The 17,283-nt window shown below is 67.9% G+C and carries 20 protein-coding genes; 9 read left to right on the top strand and 11 right to left on the bottom strand.

Features of this window, described 5'->3' with window-relative positions; translation table 11 throughout:
- The 4 genes from ACFTWF_RS09085 to ACFTWF_RS09100 form a co-directional block, all read left to right on the top strand.
- On the top strand, positions 1 to 756 hold a 756-nt coding region (locus ACFTWF_RS09085; protein ID WP_378460910.1), incomplete at its 5' end, for a biotin/lipoyl-containing protein.
- A gap of 62 nt (positions 757 to 818) precedes the next feature.
- On the top strand, positions 819 to 1,232 hold the full coding sequence (locus ACFTWF_RS09090) for a DUF1707 domain-containing protein (protein ID WP_378460911.1): 414 nt from the start codon (positions 819 to 821) through the stop codon (positions 1,230 to 1,232).
- Position 1,233: 1 nt separating this feature from the next.
- Positions 1,234 to 1,572 carry a hypothetical protein gene (locus tag ACFTWF_RS09095; protein ID WP_378460912.1) on the top strand — a complete coding sequence of 113 codons (339 nt, stop codon included), beginning with the start codon at positions 1,234 to 1,236 and terminating at the stop codon, positions 1,570 to 1,572.
- 2 nt (positions 1,573 to 1,574) lie between these two features.
- Complete coding sequence (locus tag ACFTWF_RS09100) at positions 1,575 to 1,907, top strand: VanZ family protein (RefSeq protein WP_378461168.1); 333 nt, start codon at positions 1,575 to 1,577, stop codon at positions 1,905 to 1,907.
- On the opposite strand, the gene ACFTWF_RS09105 is transcribed toward ACFTWF_RS09100, so the two are convergent.
- From ACFTWF_RS09105 to ACFTWF_RS09115, 3 genes are all read right to left on the bottom strand, one after another.
- Positions 1,871 to 2,659, bottom strand: a complete 789-nt coding sequence (locus ACFTWF_RS09105; protein WP_378460913.1) for a tyrosine-protein phosphatase — start codon at positions 2,657 to 2,659, stop codon at positions 1,871 to 1,873. The two genes, ACFTWF_RS09100 and ACFTWF_RS09105, sit on opposite strands and share 37 nt — an antisense overlap.
- Positions 2,656 to 3,999, bottom strand: a complete 1,344-nt coding sequence (lat, locus tag ACFTWF_RS09110) for an L-lysine 6-transaminase (RefSeq protein ID WP_378460914.1) — start codon at positions 3,997 to 3,999, stop codon at positions 2,656 to 2,658. The genes ACFTWF_RS09105 and lat overlap by 4 nt, the downstream gene beginning before the upstream one ends.
- 65 nt (positions 4,000 to 4,064) lie before the next feature.
- Positions 4,065 to 4,529, bottom strand: coding sequence for an Lrp/AsnC family transcriptional regulator (locus tag ACFTWF_RS09115; RefSeq protein ID WP_378460915.1), 465 nt, complete (start codon positions 4,527 to 4,529; stop codon positions 4,065 to 4,067).
- 30 nt (positions 4,530 to 4,559) lie between these two features.
- Between ACFTWF_RS09115 and ACFTWF_RS09120 the strand changes: the two genes are divergently transcribed.
- The 4 genes from ACFTWF_RS09120 to ACFTWF_RS09135 all read left to right on the top strand — a co-directional run bounded on the left by ACFTWF_RS09120 (position 4,560) and on the right by ACFTWF_RS09135 (position 8,508).
- Positions 4,560 to 5,714, top strand: a complete 1,155-nt coding sequence (locus ACFTWF_RS09120; protein WP_378460916.1) for a 2-oxoadipate dioxygenase/decarboxylase family protein — start codon at positions 4,560 to 4,562, stop codon at positions 5,712 to 5,714.
- Positions 5,711 to 7,228, top strand: coding sequence for an aldehyde dehydrogenase family protein (locus tag ACFTWF_RS09125; protein WP_378460917.1), 1,518 nt, complete (start codon positions 5,711 to 5,713; stop codon positions 7,226 to 7,228). Before ACFTWF_RS09120 ends, ACFTWF_RS09125 begins: the two co-directional genes overlap by 4 nt.
- Positions 7,229 to 7,258: 30 nt before the next feature.
- Entirely contained in the window at positions 7,259 to 8,263 is a 1,005-nt protein-coding gene (locus tag ACFTWF_RS09130) for an acyl-CoA dehydrogenase family protein (protein ID WP_378460918.1), read from the top strand.
- 113 nt (positions 8,264 to 8,376) lie between these two features.
- On the top strand, positions 8,377 to 8,508 hold the full coding sequence (locus ACFTWF_RS09135; protein WP_378460919.1) for a hypothetical protein: 132 nt from the start codon (positions 8,377 to 8,379) through the stop codon (positions 8,506 to 8,508).
- A gap of 8 nt (positions 8,509 to 8,516) precedes the next feature.
- On the opposite strand, the gene ACFTWF_RS09140 is transcribed toward ACFTWF_RS09135, so the two are convergent.
- The 4 genes from ACFTWF_RS09140 to ACFTWF_RS09155 all read right to left on the bottom strand — a co-directional run bounded on the left by ACFTWF_RS09140 (position 8,517) and on the right by ACFTWF_RS09155 (position 13,045).
- A complete protein-coding gene (locus ACFTWF_RS09140) occupies positions 8,517 to 9,881 on the bottom strand; it encodes a DUF222 domain-containing protein (RefSeq protein WP_378461169.1) in 1,365 nt (454 codons plus the stop codon).
- Between the two features lie 170 nt (positions 9,882 to 10,051).
- Positions 10,052 to 10,927 carry a cyclase family protein gene (locus ACFTWF_RS09145; RefSeq protein WP_378460920.1) on the bottom strand — a complete coding sequence of 292 codons (876 nt, stop codon included), beginning with the start codon at positions 10,925 to 10,927 and terminating at the stop codon, positions 10,052 to 10,054.
- Positions 10,928 to 10,988: 61 nt separating this feature from the next.
- A complete protein-coding gene (locus tag ACFTWF_RS09150; protein ID WP_378460921.1) occupies positions 10,989 to 11,858 on the bottom strand; it encodes a citryl-CoA lyase in 870 nt (289 codons plus the stop codon).
- Positions 11,855 to 13,045, bottom strand: coding sequence for a CaiB/BaiF CoA transferase family protein (locus tag ACFTWF_RS09155; protein WP_378460922.1), 1,191 nt, complete (start codon positions 13,043 to 13,045; stop codon positions 11,855 to 11,857). The genes ACFTWF_RS09150 and ACFTWF_RS09155 overlap by 4 nt, the downstream gene beginning before the upstream one ends.
- Before the next feature lie 207 nt (positions 13,046 to 13,252).
- Between ACFTWF_RS09155 and ACFTWF_RS09160 the strand changes: the two genes are divergently transcribed.
- Positions 13,253 to 14,035, top strand: coding sequence for an IclR family transcriptional regulator (locus ACFTWF_RS09160; RefSeq protein WP_378460923.1), 783 nt, complete (start codon positions 13,253 to 13,255; stop codon positions 14,033 to 14,035).
- A gap of 72 nt (positions 14,036 to 14,107) precedes the next feature.
- Here the strand turns inward: ACFTWF_RS09160 and ACFTWF_RS09165 are convergent, their stop codons facing one another.
- Genes ACFTWF_RS09165 through ACFTWF_RS09180 form a run of 4 tightly spaced genes read right to left on the bottom strand, consistent with a single transcriptional unit; the run spans position 14,108 to position 17,238 of the window.
- Positions 14,108 to 14,926 carry an amino acid ABC transporter permease gene (locus ACFTWF_RS09165; protein WP_378460924.1) on the bottom strand — a complete coding sequence of 273 codons (819 nt, stop codon included), beginning with the start codon at positions 14,924 to 14,926 and terminating at the stop codon, positions 14,108 to 14,110.
- Entirely contained in the window at positions 14,923 to 15,570 is a 648-nt protein-coding gene (locus ACFTWF_RS09170; protein WP_378460925.1) for an amino acid ABC transporter permease, read from the bottom strand. Before ACFTWF_RS09170 ends, ACFTWF_RS09165 begins: the two co-directional genes overlap by 4 nt.
- 28 nt (positions 15,571 to 15,598) lie before the next feature.
- Entirely contained in the window at positions 15,599 to 16,483 is an 885-nt protein-coding gene (locus ACFTWF_RS09175; RefSeq protein ID WP_378460926.1) for a glutamate ABC transporter substrate-binding protein, read from the bottom strand.
- A 38-nt stretch (positions 16,484 to 16,521) separates the two neighbouring features.
- A complete protein-coding gene (locus ACFTWF_RS09180) occupies positions 16,522 to 17,238 on the bottom strand; it encodes an amino acid ABC transporter ATP-binding protein (RefSeq protein WP_378461170.1) in 717 nt (238 codons plus the stop codon).
- Positions 17,239 to 17,283 lie beyond the last annotated feature (45 nt).

Genomic DNA, 17,283 nt, shown 5'->3' on the forward strand with positions numbered 1-17,283 from the left:
GCCGGCCGCGGCTTCCTGCCCGCCCCCGGACCGGTCACCAAGTTCGTGCCCCCCACCGGCCCCGGCGTCCGGATGGACTCCGGCGTCGAAACCGGATCGGTGATCGGCGGCCAGTTCGACTCCATGCTCGCCAAGCTCATCGTCACCGGCGCCACCCGCAACGAAGCCCTGGCCCGCGCCCGCCGCGCCCTGGCCGAATTCCAGGTCGAAGGACTGGCCACGGTGATCCCGTTCCACCGGGCCATCGTCTCCGACCCCGCGTTCATCGGTGACGGCGACGGCTTCGACGTCTACACCAAGTGGATCGAAACCGAATGGGACAACCAGGTCGAACCGTTCACCGGTAACCAGCCGATCGACGAGGACGAGTCCCTGCCCCGGCAGAACGTCGTCGTCGAGGTCGGCGGCCGCCGCGTCGAGGTGTCCCTGCCCGGCCAGTTCACCCTCGGCACCGGCACCGGCACCGGCACCGGAGCGGCCGGGGCGGTGCGGAAGAAGCCCAAGGCCCGCACCCGCGGCGGCGCCCACGGCGGCGCCGCGTCCGGTGACGCCGTCACCGCCCCCATGCAGGGCACCGTCGTCAAGGTCGCCGTCGAGGAAGGACAGCAGGTCGCCGAGGGCGACCTCATCGCCGTCCTCGAGGCCATGAAGATGGAAAACCCCGTCAACGCCCACAAGGCCGGCACCGTCACCGGCCTCGCCGTCGAACCCGGCGCCGCCATCACCCAGGGCACCGTCCTCGCCGAACTCAAATAGCCTGTGAGTACTTGTTAACCGCCCGCGGTTAACAAGTACTCACGGGTCAGTAGTCTGTACGCATGTCTGACGTTCCCGAGATCCGGATCGGCACGGCCGAACGTGAGCAGGCGCTGAACCAGTTGAGCGAACACTTCGCGGCGGGCCGGCTGACGGTCGTCGAGTTCGACGAGCGCAGCCTTGCGGTCACGAACGCCACGACGCGCGGTGAACTCGAACGAGTGTTCACCGATCTCCCGGCCACCATGGCCGACTCGCCCACCAAGGTCGAGTCGGTCGGACCGGACAGCGATCAGAACTGGCGCCGCATCGTGATGTCGGTGATCCCGTTCGTCGCCCTCGTGCTGTTCTTCGTGGTCCCGGTGGACAACAGCTGGTTGTTCTTCCTGATGATTCCTGCCGCAGGCGCCATCCTGTTCGGCACCCGCGACGACCGTCACCGTGATCGCCGCCGCGACCGTGATCGGGACCGCTGACATGGAACCTGTCGAGGTCAATGCCGGCGGCTGGTACCTGCGGGCCCTGCGCGCCGACGAACGGGTCGACGATCGCCCGGCACTCGCGGACGGTGGGATCGCCGAACCCGAATATGTCGCCCGCCGCACGGCGCAGTGGCTGAGCGACGAGCACTATTCGTGGGCGATCTGTCAGCCCAACACCGGCGAACTCCTCGCCGAGGTGGGGCTCACCCCGTCCGGTGACGCGGCGACCCTCACCGGGTGGGCGCGTCCCGGCCACGAGGATGCGCTCGCGAGCGGGTCCGATGCGGTGCAACGGTTCGCGGAAGGCGCACTGGGGTTCACGGTCGAGCGGTGAGCATGCGATCCGTTCCGGTGGCGGCGCTCACCGTTCTGGCCCTGGTCATGCTGTTGTCCCCAGCGTCGGCGACCCCCTCGGGCCCTGAGCACGCCGACAAGGTGGTGCATGCCGTGTTGTTCGCGGCGCTGGCCGCCGCCTCACGCTATGCGCTGCTGACGCCGCGGGTCACGGTGCTGTGGCTCGCGGCGTTCGCGGTGACCACCGAGATCCTGCAGGCTGTGTTGCCCATCGGCAGGCACGGTTCGGTCTGGGATCTCTGCGCCGACATGGTGGGTGTGGCGGTCGGGTTGTCCGTTCAGTCCGCGATCATGCGCTCCCGCAGCACGGCCTGAACCGCGGTGTCGAGGCCGAGGCCGTCGGTGAAATACCCTTCGATGGTCCCGTAGTGCTCGCGCATCACGGCCAGCGACACCTCCAGGTACTGCTGACGAACTCCGAGCACCGGCTCGAGCAACGCCGGGTCGCCGCCGGCGTCGACGAACCGCTCGAACACGGCCGAAAACGACGGAAGCAGAAGTTCGTTGGTCAGCAGGTAGTCGTGGAAGACGTCCTCCTCGCTGACTCCGACGAGCAGCAACAGCGCCGCGGTGGCCCATCCCGTCCGGTCCTTGCCCGTGGTGCAGTGCACGAGAGCGGGCATGGTGCCGTCCGAGGCGAGGCCGTCGAACAACGCCCGGTACGACGACACCGCACTCGGCATCAGGACGAAATCGCGGTAGCTGCCTTCGAAGTACTCGATCGCGCGGCCGCCTCCCAGCTCGCGTTCGGCGATCATCGGGTCGGCGATCACTTGGAGCATCTGGGCGGGAATCGACCGTATCCCCTTGTCGGCGAGCACATCCAACGCGACCTCACGCGCCCCGCTGGGGAGAATGTCCGGGGCCGCGTCACGCTCGTCGGCGGTGCGCAGGTCGTAAACCGTCCGAACGCCGAGGTCGGCGAGCAGCGGCAGATCCGTGTCCACGACCCGGCTGAGATCGGTCGATCGGTAGTACACGCCCGTGCGCACCTTCTGGCCGTCTCCGGTGCGGTAGCCGCCGACGTCTCGCAGGTTGGGCACGGACGTGAGCGGTATCGGCGTCATGCGTCGACGGTACCGCCCAGCACCCGGGCCAGCGCATCCACGGCGGCGTCGAGTTCCGCTGTCGTCACCGTGAGGGGCGGACGGAACCTGATCCCGCGCTTGCCGGTCGGCAGGATCAGCACCCGCTCGCGGTCCCGCAGGTCCGCGACGACCCGGTCCCGTCGCTGCGACGTCGGGAGCGTGATCGCACACATGAGGCCGCGTCCCCGCGGCTCGGTCACGTCGGCGTTCGCGCGGGCGAGTTCCCGCAGTCGTTCGAGGAGATGCGCCCCGGTCATCCGGGCCCGGTCGACGAGCCGGTCCTCCTCGATGATCTCCAGGATCCGGCGGGACCGCACCATGTCGGTGAGGTTGCCACCCCAGGTGGAGTTGATCCGCGAGCTGACCGCGAACACGTTGCCGGGGACGTCGTCCACCCTGCCGCCGGCCATGATTCCGCAGACCTGGGTCTTCTTGCCGAATGCGACGACGTCGGGGTGCACTCCCAATTGCTGGTACGCCCAGGCGGTGCCGGTGAGACCGCATCCGGTCTGCACCTCGTCGAGGACGAAGAGAGCGTCGTTGTCCCGGCAGAGTGCTTCCATCGCCTGGAAGAATTCCGGGCGGAAGTGGTGGTCTCCCCCCTCACCCTGGATCGGCTCGGCGATGAAACATGCCACGTCCGACGGGTTCTCGGCGAAGGCGCGCCGCGCCTGGTCGAGTGCGTGACGTTCGGCTTCCTCCACATTCCGCCCGTCCGCGAGGTACGGGGAGTCGATGCGCGGCCAGTCGAACTTGGGGTACCGCGCCACCTTGCCTGGCTCGGTGTTGGTGAGCGACATGGTGTATCCGCTGCGGCCGTGGAACGCCTCGGTCAGATGGAGCACCTTCGAGCCGAGCGCCGGGTCGAGCCCTCGGCTCTCGTTGAGCCTGCTCTTCCAGTCGAACGCCACCTTGAGTGCGTTCTCGACGGCGAGCGCGCCACCGTCGATGAAGAAGAGGTGCGGCAGTGCGGGATCCCCGAGTACGCGGGCGAACGTCTCGACGAACCGCGCCATCGGGACGGTGTAGATGTCGGAGTTGCTCGGCTTGTTGATCGCGGCCGCCGCCAGTTCCCGGCGGAAGGCGTCGTCGTCGGCGAGTGCGGGGTGATTCATCCCCAGGGCCGACGACGCGAAGAACCCGAACATGTCCAGGTAGCTGGTGCCGTCCCGGAGGTCGACGAGATGCGTCCCGCGGGAGCGTTCCAGGTCGAGCACCAGGTCGAAACCGTCGACCAGAATGCGCTCGCGCAGCACATCGTGCACCTGGCTCGCGGGCAGCTCGCCCCCACTTCCGGTGAATCGAATCGCGGTGCTCATACCGAGAGATTACGTCAAAATTCCTGTCGAGCGGCGACGTTCCGGCAACATATCCGGCACAAGACTCATCTGTCGTAAAATGTTTGCAGGATGATGGTGCTGCGGGTGTGTACGTTGGCGGTGGCCCGGATCTCCTGCAGCAGGTGTTCGAGCTCCCGCGGCGACGCGACGCGCACCAGCAGCACGTAGCTTTCCTCCCCCGCGACCGAGTGGCAGGCTTCGATGGCGGGAAGGTCCCGCAACCGGGCGGGCGCATCGTCGGGCTGCGACGGATCGAGAGGGGTGATCGCGACGAATGCGGAAAGTCCGTGCCCGAGCGCATCCGGATCGATCTTCGCGGTGTACCCGCGGATCACTTTGCGGGCCTCGAGTCTGCGTACCCTCGACTGCACCGCGGAGATCGACAGCCCGGCCTTCTCGGCCAGGGTCGCCAGAGTCGCCCGGCCGTCGGCCACCAGCTCCTGCATCAGTACCCGATCGATGTCGTCGAGAGGAGTATGGGGTGCGTCGCTACGGAAAGATTCCACCACCAGCGCAGGCTAGCCCAGCGGAGGTGCACCATGGTTGAAACCTGGGAGCTGCGCGACCGCTTCGCCCGGGCGCTCGCCGCGACGTACGGTCGGGAGGTGCCCGCGTACGGTGTGCTGGTCGAGGTGGCCGATGCGGTCAACGCCGATTTTGCGGCGAGAACTCCTGCCGATGCCGAACGCTTCGGCGGCCTCTCCCGCGTCGCCGCGGAGCGTCGCGGTGCGATCCGGCTCGCCGGACCGGCCGAACTGCGTCAGGCCGCCATCCTGTTCGCCGGCTTCGGGATGCATCCCGTCGGATGCTACGACCGGCGGGACGCATCGACTCCCGCTCCCGTCGTCGCAACGACATTTCGTCCCGTCGATCCGATGGAATTGGCCCGCAACCCGTTCGGGATGTTCGCATCGATGCTCGTCACCGCCGACCGCCGGTTCTTCGGCGCCGACCTGCAGCGCCGTGTCGAGAACCTGCTCGCCGCGCGCACGGTGTTTTCCACCGAACTGTTGCACCTCGCCGCGCTCGCCGCCGAGGAGGGCGGACTCACGGCACCGTCGGCGGAACGGTTCGTCGCCCTCGCGGCCACGGTCTTCGACCCGCAGCAGAGCGCGGCCGACCGATCCTGGCACGTCCGACTCCGGCAAGCCTCCCCCGTCGCCGCCGCCATCGGTGGGCGCACCGGCGTACCTGTCGTGCACCTGGCGCCCCGGGTCTTCGACCTCGACGACCTGTGCGCGCGCTCGGCGGAGCGCGGCCTCGCCACGATCGACGGCGCCGCGTGCCCGCCCGCCCGGCGCCGCCTCGACGTTCTCGTGCGCCACGCGTCGTTTCACGCGCTCGCCGACCCGGACCGGATCGTGGTCGCGGAGTCGCGCGGGGTCGCACTGACACCCGAAGGACGCGAACTGTTCGACCGCCCGGCGGACGCCGATGCCGCCGACGCGGAGCGCGAGTTCCCCCGCACGGACGCCGAACTCGAGGCACGGGGGTTCGCGTATTTCACCCACCGCCGCGTCGGCGGTGAACGAGTGCGGGAGCCGATCGTCTACGAGGACTACCTTCCGGTGGGCGGCGGCGGGCCCGACCACCACCTACGGTGGCTCGCCGAGACCCTCGGCCGGCCCGTGACGAACCCGTTCACGCTCTACCGACGACAGCAGGACGCCACCCGAGAGAGGACAGCATCGTGAATCTTCCCGCCCCCGAGGAATTGTGCCGACGCGCCGAGGATGCGCTGATCCGGTGCGGCGCCGAGATCACCGAGGCCGGCAACCCACTCGTCGCGCGCACACCGATCACCGGAACCGAATTGCGCACGGTGACCGCCAGCAGCGCCGACGACGTGGACCGGGCGATCACCACAACGCACGAGGCATTTCTGGAGTGGCGGTCCGTCCCCGCTCCTCAGCGCGGCGTCGTGGTACGCCGGCTGGGTCAGCTTCTGACAGAGCACAAGACCGATCTGGCGGAACTCGTCACCCTCGAGGCAGGCAAGATTCCGTCCGAGGCGCAGGGCGAAGTGCAGGAGATGATCGACATCTGCGAATTCGCGGTCGGGTTGTCCCGCCAGTTGTACGGCAGGACGATGGCGTCGGAACGTCCCGGACATCGCCTCATGGAGACGTGGCATCCGCTGGGGGTGGTCGGGGTGATCTCTGCCTTCAATTTCCCCGTCGCCGTGTGGTCGTGGAACACCGCCGTCGCCCTGGTCTGCGGCGACACGGTGGTGTGGAAGCCGTCCGACCGGACTCCGCTCACGGCGATCGCCTGTGACGCCCTCCTGGCACAGGCGGCCCGGGACGTCGGCGCACCCGCAGGAATCCACGCGGTGATCCAGGGTGGGGGCGACGTCGGCGAGCGACTCGTCGACGACGCTCGCGTCGCGTTGGTCAGCGCCACCGGATCGGTGCGGATGGGTCGCGCGGTGGGGCCGCGGGTCGCCGCGCGTTTCGGCAAATGCCTGCTCGAACTGGGCGGCAACAATGCGGCGGTCGTCGCCCCGTCCGCCGACCTCGATCTGGCGGTACGGGGCATCGTGTTCTCCGCGGCAGGCACGGCGGGGCAACGCTGCACATCCCTGCGACGGCTGATCGTGCACTCGTCCGTCGCGGACGAACTGGTGCAACGCATCTCCTCGGCCTACGGCCAGCTGAAGGTCGGGAATCCGTTCGACGACGGAGTCCTCGTCGGTCCGCTGGTCAACCGATCCGCGTTCGACGCCATGCAGACCGCCCTCGACAAGGCCCGCGCCGACGGCGGGTCCGTCATCTGCGGCGGCGAACGGCACGGCGGCAACGACTCCGCGTACTACGTCTCTCCGGCCGTCGTCCGCATGCCGGCCCAGACGTCGGTGGTCCGGGAAGAGACCTTCGCCCCGATCCTCTACGTCCTCACCTACGACACCTTCGATCAGGCGATCACGTTGCACAACGAAGTGCCCCAGGGTCTTTCGTCGTCGATCTTCACCACCGACCAGCGTGAGGCCGAGAGGTTCCTCGCGGCAGACGGTTCCGACTGCGGCATCGCCAACGTGAACATCGGCACGTCCGGCGCGGAAATCGGTGGGGCCTTCGGCGGGGAAAAGGAAACGGGCGGCGGACGCGAGTCGGGGTCGGACGCATGGAAGGCCTACATGCGCCGCGCGACCAACACCGTCAACTACTCCGACCAACTCCCGCTCGCACAGGGGGTGGAGTTCACCTGATCGACGGTGCCGACCGGCTACTCTCGGGGCGTGAGCAACTGGACCGAGATGGCGCGTGAGATTGCCGAGAACGTCTTGTTCCCGGTGGCCGACAGCGTCGACGCAGACGGCGAGATTCCCGACAGTCACTTCGAGACGCTCGCCGCCGACGGTTTCTACGGGCTCGCGGCACCCGGTGAGGACAGCGTGACGCCGTCGGTGCTGGTCGATGTGATGGAGACGTTGTGCGGCGGCTGCCTCGCGACGGCGTTCACGTGGATGCAGCATCACGGCGTCGTGGCCGGTCTCGCCGGCTCACCGAACACCGCGCTGCAGGATCGCTACCTCGACGGACTCATCGACGGCACGGTGCGGGCCGGCGTCGCGCTGGCCGGAGCGATTCCCGTCCCGCCGACGCTGTGGGCGCGCAGCGTCGACGACGGATATGTGCTCGATGGGGTGTCGCCGTTCGTGACCGGCTGGGGCATCGTCGATCTTCTCCAGGTGTCGGCGCGAGACGAATTCGACGACTCCATCGTGCACGTCATCATTCCAGCGCAGCCGCTGCGAGGGCTCACCGCCGAGGAACTGCCGCTGATCGCGGCCCGCGGATCCAACACCGTCCGGTTGACATTCGACGGCCTCGCGGTGCCACGGGACCTGGTGAGTGCCGTCGTCTCCCCCGACGATTTCGCGAAGAGCCAGATCTTCGGGTCGTGGCTAAACGGGTGTATGGCGATGGGCATCACCCGCCGGGCGATCAGCGAATTGGACACTCTCGGGGTGGACGCGGACCCGTTCGAGGAGCAGGCCGCGAGGGCACGTCTCGATCTGAACGCCGCCCTCGAAGGCCGGGCCGACATCTCCGACGCGCGTGCTCGCGCTTCGGAACTCGCGATCCGTACCGCGACCGCCCTCGTCACGGCGAAGGGCAGTTCGTCCCTGCTCGCCGGGAACACCGCGGAACGGCTGATGCGCGAGGCAACTTTCACGCTCGTCGCCGCCGGACGGCCGGCGATCAAGTCCGCTCTACTGGGACGCCTCAGCCGCGACTAGCGGTTCCCGCGGGTCTCGATCGGCGGAACACGATGTCGGTGCCGTCGTCTACTCTTCGACGGCTCCACCGTGACGCACCGGCCCTTCGATCGAAGCGAGACAACGTGTTCAGGATGATCGGCGCAGTTGCTCTGGCGCTACTCGCGGTGGGTGCGTACGTGATGTTCTCCGAGCACGAGCCCGCCACCCTCGAGTTGCCGTCGCCGTCGTTCGTCCCGGCGACAGCAGATCTCACGACAGTGTGAGGCAGCGGCTACGGCACTCCGTCTCCGGCCCGTGCCCGGCCGCGGGCTTTCCGGCGTGCGTGAGCGATCATCTCACCGGCGTGGTGTCGGTGATTGATTCGCGGTTTCCTGTCCGGGTCGATGTGCGGCGGTGGGATCCATTCGGTGCGTCCGGCGTACGCGGCACCGGACGGCGCGCTGGTGGTCGTCCAGCCTGCGGGCCCGTCGTGGACCTGGGCGTGGCAGGCATCGCACGCGAGCGTCAGCGAGTCGATGTCGGTGTGTCCGCCCTTGTGCCACTCCTGTACGTGGTGCACGGCGCACAGGCTCGCCGGGGCGGCGCATCCCGCTCGGGTGCATCCGCCCTCGGCAGCGATCAGAGCGAGGCGTTGGTCCGCGCTGGCCACTCGCCGGCGCCGCCCCAGATGTAGCGGCCGGCCATTGTGGTCGAACAGGACGAGCACCGGGTGTGCGTGTTCGGCGAGCTTCAGCGCGTCGTCGACAGGGAGGAGTCCACCGGTGGCGGTGGTGGCCACCCCGCCGGCCGCCTTCTCGAGTTGCTCGAGCGTCATGGTGACGATCGCCGTGACGGGCAGGCCCCGATGCCGACCGAGAATCCCGGATTCGAGCATCACCCGGAAGATCGCGCTGAGGGCGTCGTGGTTTCTCTGCGCCGCGGTGCGGGTGTCCCTCGCCGCGGCCGCGACCAACGCTTCACGATCGATCGACGGGTCCTCCGCGTCGCCGCGTGGTGACTGCGGGTCGTCCGGGTTGTTCATACCGGGCCGGGCCCATTTCGCGAGGATCGGGTCGAGTAGGGCGCGAGCGGTGGGGTCGAGCTCCCCGGAGATCTTCGACATCAGTCCGGAATCCTGACGGCCCAGCGAAACGCCGCGCCGTCTGGAGCGATCACGATCGTCTCCCAGATTCCCGTCGGGATCGAGATGAGCGAGGAGTCGGTGGCCCGCATTCTCTACGTCCTCCGGCGTACCGCCGCGCGCACATTCAGCCAGGATGGATTCGGCTGTGGCGATGTCCGAGTTCGACACGGCGTGCGGGATCTTGCGCATGATCTTCGCGACTGCGCGGGCGTGCTCGGGGCCGATGGCACCGTCGCGTTGGGCGGCCGCGGTTTCCGGCAGTGTTGCGGGCAGACTTTCACCCGACAGCGTGTGCCAGGTTCCGAGGTTGCGGGCGGCCGAGACCCGGGCCGACGCGTCCGACGCCGACACTCGCAGCACCTCGACCAGGAGCTTGTTCGGCGAGTTGTAGCCGAGCGTCGCGGGGAGCGAGCGTTCGACGCTCTCGACGATCAGCCGCTGCGAGACTGCGCCCGCGCGGCGCAGGGACTTCTCGAGCTGCTGCAGGGTCAGCACCACATCGGTATCGGGCATCCCACTGAGATCGGCGTCGAGCAGTCCCGTGACGGCAGCGGCCAATGCCGTCAGGTGTTCTGTCACCTGATCTGCTACCAACCCCCCGGTCGAACTCATGTTCGAATGATACTGCGCCCCACCGACACGTTTCGCCGACCATCTACCACGCCCAGGCTTCTCCCTCGGCACTACTTGATGGCGGTGGCGTTGGCGGGTGAGCCGACGCCACCGGTGAGGTTGAGGGGTTTGACGGTGAGCAGGCATTCGTAGCGGCGGTCTCGTGCGCAGTCGTCACCGAGTTCGTCGAGTTTCCACAGCTCGCCGATGGGCAGGCCGAGGAGCGCGATGAGTTCCTGGTGCATCATCCCGTGGTCGGTGTCGGCGCCGAAGGGTGAATTCGCCACTGCTGGCAGGCGTTCGAGGGCGAAGGTGTCGGATGCGGCGAGCGCGACCCGGTGGTCGGCGAACCAGTCGATCGCGGCCTGCGACTGCGCGAGACCGGTGCAGGTCTTGGTCTGGTGGATCCGGTTCTGTTCGTCCGCGGTGGCCTCGGTGAGGAACCACTGCGCCCATCCGGTGCGGATCAGCAGCAGGTCACCGGGACGCAAACACACGTCTTGCGCGGCAAGGGTGTCGTCGAGTTCGCCGATGTCGAGGGCCTCACCCCGGGCGTGATCGATCGGGCTGCCGGCGGCGGTGCGGTGCCGGCCGACGTCGATGAGGACGCCGCGCCCGGCGATCGGGTGCTCGGACCACCGGTTGATGCCGAGCGCGGGATTCCCTTCGACGACGGCCTCGTCGGGTGTGCCGTTGTAGAAGCCGTGCTCGGCGTGGCGGCGGTGCCGCAGTCCGTCGAGGTGGCTGGCGGCCTGAGGCCAGAAGCCGTCGAGGTAGTCGTCGCGGTGGTCACGGTGCCGGGACACGAGGTGGTGCTCGGGGGCGCTGCGCAGCGTCGCCAGGGACGGCACGAACGCGTCGAGCGGGTAGTCGAGTCCGAAGACGGCGCCCCGCCGGATCAGGTGTGCGGCGTCGCGGACCTCGTCGGGCCCTGCGTAATTGGCCATTCCCCGTTCTGGAGTGGTGCCGAACGCACCCCAGGTGGATCGCGTGGGTGTTGTGGTGGCGTCATCGACCGGCATCGGACACGTCCCCGAGTTCTCGTGCGGGGTGCCCGGTGTAGGCGGGCAGCAGGGTGCGGGGAATGGGCCCCTTGTTGCGCCCGCCCTGCTGTGTCTGCTCCCAGCCGTGGGCGAGGATGCCGACCGACCGGGACAGGACGAACAGCCCGCGACCGAGAGGTGGCGGGAAGCCGAGTTCCGCGTAGACGACGGCGGTGGCGCCGTCGATGTTCATCGGGACCGGCCGGGTGCGTCCGGCGGCGAGCGACTGTTCGAGCGCCAGTGCGGCGTGCAGGTACTGCCCGGACACGGCGCCGTCGTCGCGGGCCTCGGCGACGAGGGACAGCAGTGGGTCGCGGCGCGGGTCGCGCGGGTGGAATCGGTGCCCGAATCCGGGCACATACCGTTTGGCGGCACGGTAGTCGGCGACGATGCGGTCGGCGACCGGGCGTAGTTCGGTGGGGTCGGATGCTCGCTCGACGATGTCGGCGAGCACGCTCATGCACTGCTCCCCGGCGCCGCCGTGGACGTCGCCGAGCATCCCGACGCCGGTGGCCATCACGTTGTTGAGCCCGACCCCGCACGTGGCAGCCATCCGGGCGGCGGCGATCGAGGGGGCCTGCGGCCCGTGGTCGACGGCGGCGACGAGGGCCGCGTCCAGGAGTCGTTCCTGCCACGCGGTGGGGCGCTGCCCACGGATCATCAGCCAGACCATGCCGGCGTAGGAGGTTGCCGGAATCAGATCCTCGACGGCGTAGCCGCGATACCGGATGACGCCGGGGGTGATGTCGCTGATCTCAGTGCGCCACCAGCCGGTGACGTCGTCGATGGTGGTCTGGTCCGCGCCGGGAACCGGGCGGCGTTCGGTGGTGGTCATACCGCGCCTTCCGTGTGCAGGTCGGCGATCTCGGCGGAGCTGAAGCCGAGATCGGTGAGCAGTTCGTCGGTGTGTTGGCTCAGCGTCGGGGGCGGTGACGCCGGGGCGAGGGGTTCGCCGTTGACGTGGAATCCGGTGCCCAGGACGCTGACCGTGCGATCGGGCAGGTCGACCCGGTGGACCAGTTCGCGTTCGGTGATCTGCTCGAGGTCGAGGGAGTCGGTGACGTCGAGGACCAGCCCGGCCGGAACTCCGGCCTCGTTGAGCAGCGGCTCCCACTCGCGGGCGGTCTTGGCCGCCAGCGCGGACTCGACCTCGACCCGCAGTTCCGGGCGGCGGTTCTTGCGGTCGTCGCGCAACGCGAATCGGGGGTCGTCGATGAGGTCTTCGCGGCCGATCAGTTTGCAGAGGATCTCGAACTGTTCCTGCTTGTTAGCCGCGATGTTGAGGGCGCCGGAACCGGTCCGGAACGTCGCCGACGGTGCGCCGGTGGGATTTTCGTTGCCGTTCGCGCTGGGTTGCCGTCCGGCGATGAGGTAGTCGGAGACCACCCAGCCCAACGCGGTCAGCGAACTCTCGAGCATCGACACGTCGAGGTAGACGCCTTCCCCGGTGCGGGCGCGGGATGCGAGAGCGCCGTTGATTGCCATCGCGGCGGTCATCCCGCCGAGGGTGTCGCATACCGGGAACCCGACCCGCAGCGGTGCGGTCTCGGGCGTGCCGGTGACCGCGCTCATCCCGGACAGGCCCTGGATGATCTGGTCGTACGCGGGACGCTCACGCATCGGCCCGGTCTGCCCGAAACCGGAGATCGCGCAGTACACCAGCCGTGGGTTCATCGTGTGCAGCTCGTCCCAGGAGTACCCGAGGCGGCCGAGGACACCCGGCCGGAAGTTCTCGACGAGCACGTCAGCGCCCTCGATCAACCGGTCGAATACCGTCCGGCCGGCCGCACTCTTGAGATTGACGGTGATCGAACGCTTTCCTGCGTTCTGCGCCACGAAGGAGGCACCGAGCTTCTGGCTCGACAGCGCGGTGTCGGCACCGAGCTGTCGAGCCAGGTCGCCGCTGCCGGGCACTTCGACCTTGACGACGTCGGCACCCATCAGCGAGAGCTGGTAGCTCGCGTACGGGCCGGCGAGGACGTTGGTGAGATCCAGGACTCGAACTCCGTCGAGCAGCTTCATCGGAAGATCCTTTCCGTGGGCGAATCCCACCGAACACAGGTGTCGTTGTGTGACAGGCCTAACCTTATCACCAAAACCATCTAGTGGTCTAGATGCACCACCAGATGGTTTTTAGTGAGGTTCGGTGCCTCTTCGATTGTGGAGATCGGTTTCGCCGAACCGTAGAGTGGCGTATCGACAGCCAGCGCTGAAGAGGGAGGATCAGAGGTGACCGCGGTACCGATGGATTCAGCAGAGAAGCCCGCCGTCGCCGACTCCGGCGTGCGCAGCGTCACCCGGGTGATCGACCTCCTCGAGCTCTTCGACACGGCGCACCCGACCCGCACGCTCAAGGAACTCGTCGAGGGCACGGCACTGCCGAAGACCACCGTCGTCCGACTGGTGGCGACGATGTGCGCGCGCAGCGTGCTGACCACGCGGGCGGACGGGACCTACAGCCTCGGCCCCGAGATGCTGCGCTGGGTGCGCCTGGCGGGCACGACCTGGGCGCCGCCGGAAGAAGTCGTCGACGTGATGCGCCAGCTCAGTGCCGACACCGGGGAGACGGTGAACCTGTACATCCGGCAGGGCCTGTCCCGGGTGGTGGTCGCCCAGTGCGAGAGCACCGCCACCGTGCGAAGCGTCATCCCGCTCGGTGTGCCGTACCCGCTGTGGGCCGGCGCCGCCGGCAGGATCCTGCTGCAGGCCGCTCCGGAGATCGTCGACGAGGTGGCCGCGGACTCCCCGCACGGGCCGGAGTTCGCGAACGAGCTGCGCCGGAGGGTCGAAGCCGGCCACGAACGCGGCTACCAGCTCGTCCACGGGGAACGCGAACTCGGCTCCTCCGGGCTGTCGTTCCCGATTACCGACGCGCACGGAACGGTCCGGGCGGCGCTGACGCTCGGTGGGCCCACCGGCCGGTTCACCGAAGACCGCACTCCCCGGTACATCGAGTGCACCCGGATTGCGGCCGAGAAGATTTCGGCTGTCGGCCTGCCCGGCCTCGACTGACCCCGCCATACACAGAGAAAAAGGCTCTCCCCTCGGCCGGAATCAGCCGAGGGGAACGACGCTCGTCCTACCTCACGAGCGGGCGTCGATTCGGCGCGCCAGCTTCGACAGCCCGACGTTCATCAGCAGGTAGATGATCGCGATCAAGACATAGACCGGGATGGCGTACTGCCCGCCGAGGTACTCCACCGCGACCCGTCCGCTGCGGAGCAGTTCCGTGTAGCCGATGACGAAACCGAGGGAGGTTTCCTTCACGATCGTCACCACCTGGCTGATGAGGGCCGGCAGCATGATCCGGATCGCTTGCGGCAGCAGGATGATGCGGAAGATCTGCGTCTTGCGCATCCCGATCGCGGCTGCCGCCTCGGCCTGGCCGCGGGGCAGCGCCGCGACGCCCGCCCGGAAGATCTCGCTCATCACGGCACTGTTGTAGAGCGAGATGCCGATGGTCAGCGCCCAGAACGTCGGGACGACGATCCCGAAGCGGGGCGCGCCGAGGAAGATGAAGAAGATCAGCACCAGCAACGGCAGACCGCGGAAGATCTCCACCCACACCCGCACGATTCCACGCAGAATCGTGTTGTCGGACATGCGCAGTGCCGCGAGCATCATGCCGAAGAGCACCGACAAGATGATGGCGACGATCGCGCACTGGATGGTGGCGAACAGGCCCTTCAGGACACTGCGCATCAGGTCGCGGTCGAGCAGCACCGACCACAGGTCGGGGCTGAGCTGGCCGTGGGAGCCGAGCTGGTACAGCCCCAGGGCCGCGATGATCGCGACCACGCCGGCGCCGATCCAGGTGGCGTTGCGGACTTTCCGTTGCCCCTGCGGGCCGAGGACGTCGTACATCGGAGTCGTGGGTTTCGTCGCTGTCGCTGTCGTTGTCATCGGGCCACCGCGACTTTCTTCTCGACGATGTTGGCGATCGTCCCGGCAGGGATGGTGATCGCCAGGTACAGGATGCTGGTGGCCGCCAGGATCCACAGCACGTCCTGGGAGTCCTCGGCGACGAGTCCCTCGGCGCGGGTGAGCAGTTCGGCGACACCGAACGCGCTGGCGATCGCCGAGCTCTTGGTGAGCGCGATGAAGACGTTGATCAGCGGGGGGACGACGCTGCGGAACGCCTGCGGGAGGACGATATAGCGCATCGACCGGCCGAAAGTGAGTCCGATGGAGCGGCCCGCTTCGAACTGCCCGATCGGGATCGCGTTGATTCCGGACCGGATGGCCTCGCAGAAGAACGCGGAGTAGTAGATCGCCAGGGCGGCGACTGCCGCCCAGAAGAACGGGATCTTGATGCCCAGTTGAGGGAACGCGAACAGGGTCATGAAATAGATGACGGCAGTGGGCACGTTGCGGAAGGTTTCGACGTACCCGGACCCGATCGATTGCAGGAGCGGGATCGGGGAGACGCGGAACGATGCGAGGATCGTCCCTCCGATCAGCGCCAGGACCGTGGAGACGCCGATCAGCGCGAGCGTGACGACGAGGCCCTCCATCAGGGCGCCGAAATTCTCGACTACGGTGTGCATGGGATGTCCTCGGAGTGAGACGAAGGATTCAGGTGCAGGGCTGCAGCGGCGGCATGACCGGCTGCTGGGTGTAGCGGCCGAGACTGTCGGCCCAGGCTTCCTCGGCGGAGCCGTCGGTGTAGAAATCGGTGATCGCGGAGTTGAGGAACTCGCAGAACGCTCGATCACCCTTGGCGATGCCCACGCCCCACGACTCGACCGCGAAGGGTTTGTTGATCAGTTCGATGTCCTTCTGATCCTTGCTGACGTACCCGGCGCCGATCGGCCCCTGCGTGGCGAGGGCGTCGACCGACCCGTTCTTCAGGGCGTCGATGCACTTGGACGACACGTCGAACTCGATCAGATTCGTCTGCGGGAAGTTCTTGCGCAGCGACGCCGAGACGGCACCGCCGAGGGTCGAGCACACCGTCACCCCGTTCGGGGTCTGCGGATCGGTGATGTTCTTCGGGTTGCCCTTCACCGTCACCAAGTCGTTGTTGATGTCCAGGTACGGACCACCGAAGCTGATGACCTGACGGCGCTTGTCGTTGATCGACAGGGTCGCGACGACGACGTCGACCTTGTCCTGTTGGAGCAGTTGCTCACGGCTGGCGGAGTTCGCCTCCGTCCACTCGATCCGGTCTGCCGGGACACCGAGTTTGCCGGCGATGTAGCGAACCAGGTCGATTTCGTAACCCTCCTGCTCGCCGCGCAGGTTGCGCGCCGACAGCCCGGGGTGATCGAACCGGGTTCCCACCCGCAGGATCCCGTCGCGGGCGATCTTCTCCATCGTCGTACCGGGCGCGAATTGCGGGGACTGCGCGACCGCCGGGGTGATGCCCGTGGTCACGGTCGAGCGGGTGCCGAACAGGGCGATGCCGGCGATGGCGAGCACGGCCACCAACGGCACGATCGCCTTACGGGAAAACCTCATGACAGACAACCTTTTTCGTGTGGACTCGGACGCGGCGGTCAGTGCAGGACCTTCGAGAGGAAGTCCTTGGCGCGCGCGGAACGCGGATTGGCGAAGAACTCGTCGGGTTCGGCCTGTTCGACGATCTGCCCGGCGTCCATGAAGATCACCCGGTTCGCCGCCGACCGCGCGAAGGCCATCTCGTGGGTGACCACGACCATCGTCATCCCGGTCTGCGCGAGTTCCTTCATCACCTCGAGAACCTCGTTGACCATCTCCGGGTCGAGGGCGGACGTCGGCTCGTCGAACAGCAGCACCTTCGGCTTCATCGCCAGGGCGCGGGCGATCGCTGCGCGCTGCTGCTGGCCGCCGGACAGCTGCGCCGGCATCTTCTCGGCCTGATTGCCCACCCCCACCCGGTCGAGGAGCGTGCGCGCCGTCGCCTCGGCCTCCTTCTTCGAAACTCCGAGGACCTTGGTCGGCCCGAGCATGACGTTCTCCAGGATCGTCATGTGGGAGAAGAGGTTGAACGACTGAAACACCATTCCGACCTCGGCACGGAGTCGCGCGAGTTGCCTACCCTCGTGCGGCAGTTCGACGCCGTCGAGCAGGATCCGTCCGGAGCTGATCGGCTCGAGCCGGTTGATGGTGCGGCACAACGTCGACTTTCCCGACCCGGACGGGCCGATCACCACCAGCACCTCACCCGCGGAGATGTCCAGATCGATGTCCGTGAGCACGTGATGGGCGCCGAAGTACTTGTTCACCCCCTCCATGCGCACCAGCGCAGGCACTTCGAAGGACGACGACGAGAGCGACGT

The organism is Rhodococcus sp. NPDC056960 (assembly GCF_042674125.1).
Classification (GTDB): Bacteria; Actinomycetota; Actinomycetes; order Mycobacteriales; family Mycobacteriaceae; genus Rhodococcus_F.